Origin of the sequence: Flavobacterium sp. ZB4R12 (assembly GCF_048276375.1) — a bacterium.
Lineage (GTDB): Bacteria > Bacteroidota > Bacteroidia > Flavobacteriales > Flavobacteriaceae > Flavobacterium > Flavobacterium gawalongense.
On record NZ_JBLNKS010000011.1, the window covers coordinates 59,497 to 71,968 of the forward strand.

The window sequence follows — 12,472 nt, forward strand, 5'->3', positions numbered from 1 at the left end:
AAAATTATGTTAGATACAAACAATACCATTGAAGTTCAGGGTGCTCGTGTTCACAATCTTAAAAATATAGATATTTCCATTCCTCGTGAAAAATTGGTAGTTATTACCGGTCTTTCGGGTTCTGGGAAATCTTCATTAGCTTTCGACACTATTTATGCCGAAGGGCAACGCCGTTATGTGGAAACATTTTCTGCCTATGCGCGTCAATTTCTGGGTGGTTTAGAACGTCCCGATGTCGATAAAATCGACGGACTTTCTCCAGTAATTGCCATAGAACAAAAAACCACCAGTAAAAGTCCACGCTCGACTGTGGGAACTATTACTGAGATTTATGATTTCCTTCGTTTGCTATATGCGCGTGGTGCTGATGTGTACAGTTACAATACAGGCGAAAAAATGGTTAGTTATAACGATGAACAAATTAAAGATTTGATTATCCAGGATTTTACGGCTAAACGAATCAATATTTTGGCTCCTGTAATTCGCGCTCGAAAAGGACATTATGCCGAGCTTTTCCAACAAATAGCCAAGCAGGGTTTTCTTAAGGTTCGAGTGAATGGCGAAGTGCTGGACATTACTTTAGGAATGAAACTGGACCGTTATAAAACGCACGATATAGAAATTGTTGTGGATAGAATGGTGATTGAAAATACACCTGATAACGAAAAACGACTAAGTGAAAGTATTAATACAGCGATGCATCACGGGGAGAATGTGTTGATGGTTTTGGATCAAGATTCTAATGAAGTACGGTTTTTTAGCAGGAATTTGATGTGTCCAAGTACTGGAATTTCCTATCAAAATCCCGAACCGAATTTATTCTCTTTCAATTCCCCAAAAGGCGCTTGTGATCATTGCAACGGTTTAGGAACTGTAAACGAAATCAATACTAAAAAAATTATTCCAAATCCGAAATTGTCCATAAAAAATGGTGGTTTTGCTCCTTTGGGAGAATACAAATCATCATGGATTTTTAAGCAATTGGAAATCATAGGCGAAAAATATGGTTTTAAATTGACTGATGCCATGGAAACGATTCCAGAGGAAGCAATGGAAATGATTTTGAATGGCGGAAAAGAAAAATTTACCATCAACTCCAAAGATTTAGGTGTTGCCCGAGAATATAAAATTGATTTTGAAGGGATTTCGCATTTTATAAAAAACCAACATGACGAAAGTGGTTCTACAACTATAAAGCGTTGGGCGAAGGAGTTTATGGACGAAATAAAATGTCCTGTTTGCGAAGGTTCCCGTTTGAAAAAAGAAGCGATGTTCTTTAAAATCAATGAAAAAAATATTACCGAATTGTGCGATATGGATATTTCGGATTTGACAGCTTGGTTTTTGGATTTAGAAAACCACCTGTCTGATAAACAAAAGCGTATCGCTACTGAGGTTATCAAAGAAATCAAAGACAGATTGAACTTTTTGATGAATGTAGGTTTGGATTATTTGGCTTTAAGCCGAAGCTCCAAATCACTTTCGGGTGGTGAGGCACAACGTATTCGTTTGGCTACTCAAATTGGTTCGCAACTCGTTGGTGTTTTATATATTCTGGATGAGCCGAGTATTGGTTTACACCAAAGAGACAATGATAAATTGATTCATTCTCTCGAACAATTACGAGATATTGGAAATTCAGTAATTGTAGTGGAACACGATAAAGACATGATTGAACGTGCCGATTATGTGATTGATATTGGCCCAAAAGCAGGAAAATACGGAGGTGAAATCATCAGCAAAGGAACGCCTGCCGAAATCCTGAAACATCATACCATAACGGCGATGTACATGAATGGCGAAATGAAAATTGAAGTTCCGGCAAAACGTCGGGAGGGAAATGGAAAATTCCTAAAACTGACCGGAGCAACAGGAAATAACCTGAAAAATGTTTCGATAGAATTGCCTTTGGGTAAAATGATTTGCGTGACCGGAGTTTCGGGAAGTGGAAAATCAACTTTGATTAATGAGACGCTCTACCCTATTTTGAATGCGTATTATTTTAATGGCGTCAAAAAACCACAGCCGTATAAAAAAATTGAAGGATTGGAACATATCGATAAAGTGATTGATATTGACCAAAGCCCTATTGGTAGAACGCCAAGAAGTAATCCTGCAACATACACCGAAGTTTTTACCGAAATCAGAAATCTGTTTACGATGACATCTGAAAGTATGATTCGGGGATATAAAGCGGGTCGATTTAGTTTTAATGTGAAAGGCGGACGCTGTGAAACCTGTGAAGGATCGGGTGTGCGAACGATTGAGATGAACTTTTTACCAGATGTGTATGTGGAATGTGAAACTTGCCAAGGAAAACGTTTTAACAGAGAAACATTGGAGATTCGATATAAAGGAAAATCCATTTCGGATGTGTTGAATATGACGGTAGATGAAGCAGTTCCATTTTTTGAAATGATTCCGAAGATTTATAGAAAAGTAAAAACGATTCAGGATGTTGGTTTGGGCTATATTACGCTTGGACAACAAAGCACAACTCTTTCCGGTGGTGAAGCACAACGTATCAAACTGGCGGGTGAATTGTCTAAAAAAGATACCGGAAACACGTTTTATATTCTGGATGAACCCACAACAGGATTGCATTTTGAAGACATACGGGTGTTGATGGAAGTCATCAATAAACTGGTTGATAAAGGAAATACGATTTTGATTATCGAGCACAATATGGACGTGATTAAACTAGCTGATTATATTATAGACATCGGTCCTGAAGGCGGAAAAGGCGGCGGACAGCTTATTGCTAAAGGAACTCCTGAAGAAATTGTGAAAAATAAAAAAAGCTATACGGCGCAGTTTTTGAAAAAAGAGTTGGCTTAAATTCCCCTCCTCTGGAGGGGTGCCCGAAGGGCGGGGTGGTTTTTATTTACTTTCATTTTCGCTACAATTGACATTTTTTTGTAAATTCAATCCTAAAAACCACCCCACCATAAATGACAACACATCCAAAGGAGAGGAATAAAAAGCAAATCGTATGGAAAACAATGGCGAAATAACGGCTTATATAAACACACAGCCTATTTATAGAAATTTCATCGAAAACTTACCCTACAACATAAAACTAAAAGCTAGATCTCGAGCATTGCGTAAAGCAGGTGTGCTATCAGAAGTCATTTTTTGGTTGCAAGTACACAAAGGGATATTCTGGAAAATAGATTTTGACAGACAAAGAATCATAGGCAATTTTATCGTAGATTTTTATGTAAAAGCCTTAGGATTGGTAGTCGAAATTGACGGTTCAAGCCATGATAACAAAGAAGAGTACGACCAAAAAAGAGAAGATTATCTCATTGCTTTAGGATTAAAGGTTTATAGAATCTCTGATTTAAGGGTAAAACATGATTTGAATAATGTGATGATGGAGCTAGAGAAATATATTGTTGTAGAATTTGGAAATAAAGCGACCAATATCTGAAAATTTTCGACAATAAAACCACCCCGCCCTCCGGGCACCCCTCCAAAGGAGGGGAAAAGCAGAGGGACAACTTCTATTGGAAGGAACTCCAGAAAAAATCGTTAAAAATAACAAGAGCTATCATCACAGTTTTTGAAAAAAGAGTTATCTTAGTAAAAATGTCTTTAACAAAGATTAATTTTAAAAACAAAAAGTTGAATTGAAAACGGATGCCCTAGCCCAGATAGTAGTGAAAATCCTTATGAGCCGGGGTTCGGCTCATAAGATTGAAACGAATAGCTGGAAATAGCTCCATCTTTCGACTTCGCTCAAGATAAAAAATAAAAGAAAATGAGATTAGAAGATTTTGATAATGACGAGGATAAAGTGATCCAAGACAGACTGAAAAGAAAGACCTGGAACGAAATAAGAACCAATGACAGTTGGGCGATTTTTAAAATCATGGCCGAATTTGTAAATGGCTATGAAAGTATGGGACGCATTGGCCCGTGTGTTACCATTTTTGGTTCGGCAAGAACAAAACCGGAAGATAAATATTATTTGCTTGCCGAAAAAATTGCCTATAAAATAAGTAAAGCCGGTTATGGCGTGATTACTGGTGGCGGTCCAGGAATTATGGAAGCGGGAAATAAAGGCGCACATCTTGGCGGAGGAACCTCTGTGGGATTGAATATTGAACTGCCTTTTGAACAACATTTTAACCCGTATATTGACAACGATAAAAACCTGAATTTTGATTATTTCTTTGTTCGCAAAGTAATGTTTGTAAAATATTCCCAAGGATTTGTTGTAATGCCGGGCGGTTTTGGCACTTTGGATGAAATGTTTGAAGCGATGACCTTAATTCAAACAAAAAAAATTGCACGATTCCCTATAATACTTGTTGGAACCAGCTTTTGGGCAGGATTAATTGAATGGATAAAAACAGTTTTAATAGAAAAGGAACACACGGTAAGTGCCGAAGATATGAATTTATTCAAAATTGTAGATACTGAAGATGAAGTGGTTGATGTGTTAGATAAATTCTATAAAAAATATGATTTAACTCCAAATTTTTAATTAAAAAGCTGTCTAACCAACAGCTTTCTTTTTTTAGCTAATTTTTAAGATAGTTTTATTCCATTTTAGTCTAATAATAAGTATATTTATTTTTTATAATTTTAATGCCAACACTTGAAATCATTCTTTAAAATTACATTTTATGTTCTTGTTTTATTAACATCGATAAAACAATATGCACAACATCATTCTAAAATGAATGTTGAATTGAATTCAGAGAGTAAAACATTGAATATCCAGCAAGAAATTACTTTTTTTAATCAATCAGACGATACGTTGACTTCCATAGTTTTGAATGATTGGAACAACGCCTATTCTGATAAAAACACACCTTTAGCCAAACGTTTTTCGGATGAATTTTATAGAGGTTTCCATCTCGCAAAAGAAGAAGAACGAGGAAGTACGAATAATTTAACCATTATTGATGCTAATCAATTATTTCTTTCGTGGGAAAGAACAGAGAAAAATCCAGATTATATTGAAGTTAAATTAAGAGACAAATTACTTCCTAATCAGAAAACTACTTTACATCTTACCTATATTGCTAAAATTCCCAGTGATAAATTCACCAAATATGGGTATAATAATAACGGCGAAATGAACCTTAAAAACTGGTTCCTTACCCCCGCTCGTTATGAAAATCATAATTTTATTCGATACAGCAACAATAATTTGGATGATATTACCAATGCGGTTTCTAATTTTGACATTGACCTGAAAACCCCAGAAAATTTGGAAATCACTTCTGATTTGAATAGCAGTTTGCCAAACAAGACTGAAACTTTTTCAAACTATAAATTGTCTGGAAATAACCGAACTGATTTTAGTCTTTTTGTAGAAGCAAAATCTGGTTTCATCAGTTTTAAAAATAATGCTAACGAAGTACTGACTAATCTCAAAGAAAATAAAATAAGTGCTATTCAAAAAGCAGTTATTGTGGATCGTGTGATGAATTATGTAAATACGCTTGTTGGCAAATATCCACATGAAAAAATAATAGTTTCCCAAACTGATTATGAGAGAAATCCTTTTTATGGATTGAATCAATTGCCTTCCTTTTTAAGTCCCTTTTCGGATGAATTTATATTTGAGATTAAATTTTTGAAAACCTATTTGAACTCGTATTTAAAGACTAGTTTGCGTTTAGATCCAAGAAAAGACAACTGGATTTATGATGGAATCCAGGTTTATGCCATGATGAAATATATTGATGAAAATCATCCAAATACGAAAATGTTTGGTAGTGTTTCTAAACTTCGATTATTAAAAAGCTATAACTTAACCAATTTAAATTTTAATGAGCAATACAGCTATTTTTATATGCTTATGGCCAGGAAAAACTTGGACCAACCGCTTGGAGATCCAAAAAACAGTTTAATAAAATTCAACGAACAAATTGCCAGTAAATATAGAGCTGGATTGAGTTTTAGATTTTTAGACGATTATCTGGAGCATGGGACTGTTAACAATAGTATTCACCAATTTTACGTTGAAAATAAGGAAAAACAAGTTTCGAGAACTGATTTTGAAAGGATACTGAAATCGAATGCTGATAAAGATATTAACTGGTTCTTTAAAACTATAATCGATTCCCGTGAAATCATTGATTATAAATTTTCGGGCGTTTCAAAAACAAAAGACAGTATTACTTTTTCCGTAAAAAACAAAACTAATGTTTTGGTGCCAATTCCTGTTTATGGGGTAAAAAAAGGTGAAGTGGTTTTTAAGAAATGGCTTGATGCCAATGAAATGGACAGTACTTTTACAATTGAAAGAAAAAATGCCGACAAAATTATTTTAAATTACAAAAACGAAGTGCCGGAATATAATTTGAGAAATAACTGGAAAAAATTAGAAGGCTTTTTTCCAAACAATCGTCCGGTAAAATTTATCTTTATGAAGGATTTGGAAGATCCATATTACAATCAAGTTCTATACGTGCCTACGCTGACTTATAATTATTATGATGGACTTAGTCCAGGATTAAGGCTTCATAATAAAACTATTTTAGAAAAGCCTTTTACCTTTGATATCAATCCATCCTATTCGACTAAATCAGATAATCTATCTGGTTTTGCTTCTTTTGTCGTCAATAAAAACTACCGAAATAGTACTTTGTTCAATGTAAAATATTCTGCCAGTGGCTCTTTCTTTCATTATGCACCGGACGCCACTTATCTAAAAATAAATCCTATGGTTCAATTGCGAATCCGGGAACAAAGCTTTAGAGACAATAGAAAACAGCTAATACTGCTGCGCCAAGTACTGGTAAATAGAGAAAAAAGTGCTTTTGTTCTCGATAATTCAACAGAAAATTATTCTGTTTTTAACGCCAAATATTTCAACACCAGAACAGAAGTTACCAATCATTTTAGTTTCATGTCTGATGTACAACTATCAGGTAAATTTGGAAAAATTGCGACTGAATTCGAATATAGAAAATTATTTGAAAATAATCTTCAGATTAATTTACGATTATATGCCGGTAGCTTTTTATACAATAAAACCGCTTCAGACTTTTTTAGTTTTGCATTAGACCACCCAACCGATTATCTATTTGATTATAACTATTATGGCAGGTCTGAAAGCAAGGGTTTTTATAGCCAACAATTTATATTAGCTGAAGGTGGTTTTAAATCAAAACTGGACACCCCTTTTGCCAATCAATGGATCACTACATTAAACGGAAGTTTTAATATTTGGAATTGGATGGAACTATATGGAGATGTGGGACTTATCAAAAATAAAAACCAAAATGAGAAATTTGTATATGATAGCGGAATTCGTTTGAATTTAGTAACAGACTATTTCGAATTGTATTTTCCAATTTATTCCAACAATGGATGGGAAATTGCCCAAAATAACTACAATGAAAAAATACGGTTTCTGGTTACATTCGCTCCAAAAACATTAATCAATCTTTTTAATCGAAAATGGTTTTAATCTCATAAAAAAACCAACATTAATTACATTATTCTCCATAATATAGTTATTAAAATAACTATTACTAAAAATAACACATGCTAATTAGATATTATTTACTAATAATTAAATTATATTTTTTTTAATGAATTATGAAAATAGCTAGTTTTTAATTAAATTTGCAGCACAAAGTTATACTTTTCAATTATGATAAAAGAAAAAACCAATACCCCACTTACATTTGAAGATTTCAAAACCGAAGTTTTAAGTGACTACAAAATAGCCACAATAAGCAGGGAATGCAGCCTGTTAGGACGTAAAGAAGTATTGACTGGAAAGGCTAAATTTGGAATATTTGGCGATGGAAAAGAAGTACCTCAGTTAGCTATGGCAAAAGCTTTCAAGAATGGAGACTTCCGTTCTGGATACTATCGTGATCAAACTTTTATGATGGCCATTGGTCAATTAACCATACAAGAATTTTTTGCCGGTTTATATGGACATACTGATATTGAACAAGAACCTATGTCAGCAGGAAGACAAATGGGCGGGCATTTTGCCACGCATAGTTTGAATGACGATGGAACTTGGAAAGATTTAACCAAACAAAAAAATTCAAGTGCTGATATTTCTCCTACGGCTGCACAAATGCCCCGATTACTGGGATTAGCGCAAGCATCAAAAATATACCGTCAAGTTTCAGGAATTACCAATGCAGCAAATTTTTCTGTCGATGGTAATGAAATCGCTTGGGGAACAATAGGAAATGCAAGTACATCTGAAGGATTATTTTTTGAGACTATAAATGCAGCCGGTGTTTTACAAGTACCTATAGTGATGAGTGTTTGGGATGATGAATATGGTATTTCCGTTCATGCAAGACATCAAACAACCAAAGAAAGTATCTCAGAAATTTTAAAAGGATATCAAAGAGAAAGTAATACTAATGGTTTTGAAATATTAAAAGTAAAAGGTTGGGATTATGCCGACTTAGTTGCTACTTATGAAAAAGCAGCTACTATTGCTCGTGAAAAACACATTCCGGTTTTAATTCATGTAAACGAATTGACGCAACCGCAAGGACATTCCAGTTCAGGATCTCATGAGAGATATAAAGACTCGAATCGATTGGCATGGGAAAAAGATTTTGATTGCCTGCGTCAAATGAAACTGTGGATGATTGCTATCAATGTTGCATCACCTGAAGAAATTGAAGCGATTGATTTACAAGCTAAGAAAGACGTTTTTGAAGCCAAAAAAGCAGCATGGAATGCTTTCATTGAGCCTATAGTTGACGAACAAAAAGAGCTTGTTTCTTTATTGCAAAAAATAGCCGAAACAAGTAAAAACAAAGAAAGAATACTAAAATTGATTACTGATTTGAACAGTATAAAATCGCCTTTGAAAAAAGAGATTCTTGTAACTGCCCGAAAAGTACTGCGTTTAGTAATGAACGAAACTGGCAAAGAGGAGCTGTCTCTTTGGATTACTTCGTACACCAATAAAACCCAACAAAAATTCAGCAGTAACTTATTCTCTGAAACGGATTTAAATGTATTTTCAGTAGAAAAGGTTTTACCTGAATATTCAGAAAATGCAAAAGAAGATACCGATGGACGCATGATTTTGCGTGACAACTTTGATGCTATTTTTACAAAACACCCTGAAACACTAATTTTTGGTGAAGATGCCGGGAACATCGGTGATGTAAACCAAGGCTTAGAAGGAATGCAGGAAAAATATGGAGAACTTCGCGTTGCCGATGTTGGAATTCGTGAAGCAACTATAATTGGTCAAGGTATTGGAATGGCATTAAGAGGCTTACGCCCTATTGCCGAGATTCAATATTTGGATTATTTATTGTACGCTATCCAAATCATGAGTGATGATTTGGCAACATTGAGATACCGTACCGTAGGCAAGCAAAAAGCACCACTTATCATAAGAACGCGTGGTCATCGATTGGAAGGGATCTGGCATTCTGGATCCCCTATGGGAATGATAATAAATGCCATAAGAGGAATTCACGTTTTGGTTCCAAGAAACATGACACAGGCAGCTGGTTTTTATAATAGTTTGTTGGAATGTGATGAGCCTGCTTTAGTGATCGAATGTTTGAATGGTTACCGTTTGAAAGAAAAAATGCCTTTAAATTACGGTGAATTCAAAACACCAATTGGTGTTATTGAAACTCTAAAAGAAGGTACTGACATTACATTAGTTTCTTATGGCTCTACTTTAAGATTAGTACAACAAGCAGCCAAAGAATTACTTGAAGTTGGCATTGATTGCGAGATTATCGATTTACAATCTTTATTGCCTTTTGATGTTAATCAAGATGTAGTAAAAAGTATTGCCAAAACGAATCGTCTTTTAGTAATAGACGAAGATGTCCCTGGTGGTGCTTCGGCTTATATCTTACAGCAAATTATAGAACAACAAGATGCTTATAATTATTTAGACAGCAAACCGCAAACATTAACCGCAAAAGCGCACCGACCCGCTTATGGCACGGACGGTGACTATTTCTCTAAACCATCTTCAGAAGACATTTTTGAAAAAGTATATGGAATGATGAATGAGGTTAATCCTTTGAAGTTTCCGAATTTGTATTAGAACATAATTTTTATAAATTGAAATCCCAATCTTATTAGGTTGGGATTTTTTTATTCTGACTAATCGTTTGTTTTAAAAAATTAAAATAGTAACTTGTGAATCAATTCATTAGTTAACAACTATAATAAAAAATAAGATGAAAAAAATAACATTGTTTTTAGGAATATTATCAGTTATTGCAATTGTTTCCTGTAAAGAAAAAGAAGATAAACCTTTTCCTCCGCAAGTGGAAACTTCAAATGCAACAACAACTTCCACTCCTGCAGTTTCTGGAGAAGTGAAAGATAGTACCTCTATAAAAGTTGGCACTGATGGTGTAAATGTTACAACTAAAGATGGAGCTACTAAAACTAGTGTTGATGTTTCCGGTGGTGAAGCAAAAATTGAAATAAAAAAATAACATTCAATTATTCTCTTAATTAAAAGTTATAATGCCAACGTAAATTTTTTATGTTGGCATTTTTTATTTTAATTTAAACTTTATTAAAAATAATCGAAAATGAACGCTTTAGAAATTATTTTAAAAAGCATCCAAAATGTCAAAGTGATAGATGATTCCATTGATTATAAAAACTATATTCCTGTGGATCTATCAGCTTCTAACATTGAATTATCAAAATTGAATACTGGTAATGCAATTGATTTTGAAAAATATATTGAAAATTATTTAACGGCAAGCAAAGCACAAGTAGCATTTGGAGGTTACAATGAGGAACGAAATTTGTACAAACGAAGTGCCGCTTTTAATGATACTAAAACCGAAGAACGAAATATTCATATTGGATTAGATTTATGGATAAAAGCGGTAACTCCTGTATTAGCTGCGCTTGGCGGAACTATTCACAGTTTTAATTACAATGCTGGCTTAGGAGATTATGGTCCAACCCTAATTTTAGAACACAAAATAGAAAATCATATTTTTTATACTTTGTATGGACATCTGTCGTTAGAAAGTATTACAGGAATTGAAATTGGAGATGTTGTTAAGAAAGGACAACAATTGGCAACATTGGGTGATGCATCCGTTAATGGTGATTATGCACCCCATTTACACTTTCAAATTATAAAAACCATAGGAGAAAATTTTGGAGATTATCCAGGTGTTTGCAGCAAAAGTGATCTGGGTTATTATTTAGAAAACTGCCCTGATCCTAACTTATTATTAAAAATTACATAAATTATGAAATCGCCATGATTCAAATAATCATCGAACACAACTAATAATAAATATATTGTGAGATAAACAATAATGAAGAATGGCGATACCATATTCCTATAAAAAACAAATATTATCTACATATGAAAAAAATAATTCTCATTTTAAGCATCGTTTTGCTTATTGGTTGCAAATCTAAAACCGTTGTTAATGTTCCTATACCTGAAGAAGCTAAAATCGTTAAACTAACGCTTTCTGGAATCAGTGAATTTCAAAAAGACAAAGCTTACGAATTAGGAAAAAGAGTCCTAATGACCTGCAATACTTCCAAGTTTAAACCTTTTAACGAAAGTGAAGCAACGGCCTCGGTTATTAAAAATACAACCGAAGAACGATTGACAAAAACTTGTACCAAATTCCGTCAGTATTATGGGACTTTTAAAGACTTACAATTAGTTGAAATCTACAAAAATAATACCGATCAAACAACTATTTTTCGTTATAAGGCATTGTATACAAAAAAAGTAGCCAACAAAGAACTACGCGTTTCAATCAATCAAGAAAACAAGGTTTCGGCTATTAAATCACTGGATTGGGTAGATACTTTTCAAAACAAATAACTTCAAGTAATAGAACTGAATTCATGAATCAAAAAGTCCTGCTTTTTTTATTATTTATCGCAACCATTTCTGTAAAAAGTCAGGAAGTATTGAGTTTTAAAGGCTCTAAACCCTATCGAGCAACGAATTCTTGGAATTTTATTTGTGAAAACTATGCTTTAACTGGAGCTGCAGCTATTCAAATTGCAAAAACAGAAAAAGGAGGAATTCTGAAATTAACCGTTGAAACTACAAACCCGGCATTCAATATTGCGGGAATCGTTTATGTTTATTTGACTGATTATAGCATTATTACATGTTCGGATAAAGGAATTAGGGAAAATAACGGAAATCAAATTGTATCGTATTACTCCTTTTCACCTTTAGAAATGAATAAAATGAAAACTACTGATATTCAATCTATTCGTTTTAACATTAAAGGAATCAGCAGTAAATTTAGTAGTCAAACAGGTAATTTTACTGCTGTTAATAAAAAGACATACTTTTCGACAACTTCTGATAAAATCAAAAAAAATTACGCTACATCAGCAGAAATCACCACATTATTCAGATAGCACGCCAGAAACAAAAAAACTGACACATTTTTAGTAAAATTTTATATCCAAACTATTCATTTTTCTGAAACAATTAATACAGTAATCTCTTTGCGGTTATTTCAAGAATAGT

Annotated in this window: 9 protein-coding genes; all 9 read left to right on the plus strand. The window is 33.7% G+C overall.

Annotation, left to right across the window (positions count from 1 at the left end; translation table 11 throughout):
* Positions 1-6: 6 nt before the first annotated feature.
* The 9 genes from uvrA to ACNO7W_RS09515 all read left to right on the plus strand — a co-directional run bounded on the left by uvrA (position 7) and on the right by ACNO7W_RS09515 (position 12,360).
* The gene (gene uvrA, locus ACNO7W_RS09475) at positions 7-2,838 is read left to right on the plus strand and encodes an excinuclease ABC subunit UvrA (protein ID WP_417937960.1); all 2,832 of its coding nucleotides are present in this window, start codon (positions 7-9) and stop codon (positions 2,836-2,838) included.
* A 154-nt stretch (positions 2,839-2,992) separates the two neighbouring features.
* The gene (locus ACNO7W_RS09480; RefSeq protein WP_417937961.1) at positions 2,993-3,433 is read left to right on the plus strand and encodes an endonuclease domain-containing protein; all 441 of its coding nucleotides are present in this window, start codon (positions 2,993-2,995) and stop codon (positions 3,431-3,433) included.
* 330 nt (positions 3,434-3,763) lie between these two features.
* Complete coding sequence (locus ACNO7W_RS09485) at positions 3,764-4,492, plus strand: TIGR00730 family Rossman fold protein (RefSeq protein WP_143387377.1); 729 nt, start codon at positions 3,764-3,766, stop codon at positions 4,490-4,492.
* Between the two features lie 195 nt (positions 4,493-4,687).
* Positions 4,688-7,435 carry an aminopeptidase gene (locus ACNO7W_RS09490; protein ID WP_417938009.1) on the plus strand — a complete coding sequence of 916 codons (2,748 nt, stop codon included), beginning with the start codon at positions 4,688-4,690 and terminating at the stop codon, positions 7,433-7,435.
* A gap of 186 nt (positions 7,436-7,621) precedes the next feature.
* Complete coding sequence (locus tag ACNO7W_RS09495; protein ID WP_417937962.1) at positions 7,622-10,030, plus strand: alpha-ketoacid dehydrogenase subunit alpha/beta; 2,409 nt, start codon at positions 7,622-7,624, stop codon at positions 10,028-10,030.
* Between the two features lie 136 nt (positions 10,031-10,166).
* The gene (locus ACNO7W_RS09500; RefSeq protein WP_417937963.1) at positions 10,167-10,430 is read left to right on the plus strand and encodes a hypothetical protein; all 264 of its coding nucleotides are present in this window, start codon (positions 10,167-10,169) and stop codon (positions 10,428-10,430) included.
* A 99-nt stretch (positions 10,431-10,529) separates the two neighbouring features.
* A complete protein-coding gene (locus ACNO7W_RS09505) occupies positions 10,530-11,207 on the plus strand; it encodes a peptidoglycan DD-metalloendopeptidase family protein (RefSeq protein WP_417937964.1) in 678 nt (225 codons plus the stop codon).
* A 122-nt stretch (positions 11,208-11,329) separates the two neighbouring features.
* Complete coding sequence (locus ACNO7W_RS09510) at positions 11,330-11,806, plus strand: hypothetical protein (protein WP_144064752.1); 477 nt, start codon at positions 11,330-11,332, stop codon at positions 11,804-11,806.
* Positions 11,807-11,829: 23 nt separating this feature from the next.
* The gene (locus ACNO7W_RS09515) at positions 11,830-12,360 is read left to right on the plus strand and encodes a hypothetical protein (RefSeq protein ID WP_144064751.1); all 531 of its coding nucleotides are present in this window, start codon (positions 11,830-11,832) and stop codon (positions 12,358-12,360) included.
* Positions 12,361-12,472: the final 112 nt, after the last annotated feature.

Coding starts and splice junctions, on each gene's coding strand:
- ACNO7W_RS09505 (WP_417937964.1), top strand. CDS start 10,530: ATGAACGCTTTAGAAATTATTTTAAAAAGCATCCAAAATGTCAAAGTG.
- ACNO7W_RS09495 (WP_417937962.1), top strand. CDS start 7,622: ATGATAAAAGAAAAAACCAATACCCCACTTACATTTGAAGATTTCAAA.
- uvrA (WP_417937960.1), top strand. CDS start 7: ATGTTAGATACAAACAATACCATTGAAGTTCAGGGTGCTCGTGTTCAC.
- ACNO7W_RS09515 (WP_144064751.1), top strand. CDS start 11,830: ATGAATCAAAAAGTCCTGCTTTTTTTATTATTTATCGCAACCATTTCT.
- ACNO7W_RS09500 (WP_417937963.1), top strand. CDS start 10,167: ATGAAAAAAATAACATTGTTTTTAGGAATATTATCAGTTATTGCAATT.
- ACNO7W_RS09490 (WP_417938009.1), top strand. CDS start 4,688: ATGAATGTTGAATTGAATTCAGAGAGTAAAACATTGAATATCCAGCAA.
- ACNO7W_RS09485 (WP_143387377.1), top strand. CDS start 3,764: ATGAGATTAGAAGATTTTGATAATGACGAGGATAAAGTGATCCAAGAC.
- ACNO7W_RS09510 (WP_144064752.1), top strand. CDS start 11,330: ATGAAAAAAATAATTCTCATTTTAAGCATCGTTTTGCTTATTGGTTGC.
- ACNO7W_RS09480 (WP_417937961.1), top strand. CDS start 2,993: ATGGAAAACAATGGCGAAATAACGGCTTATATAAACACACAGCCTATT.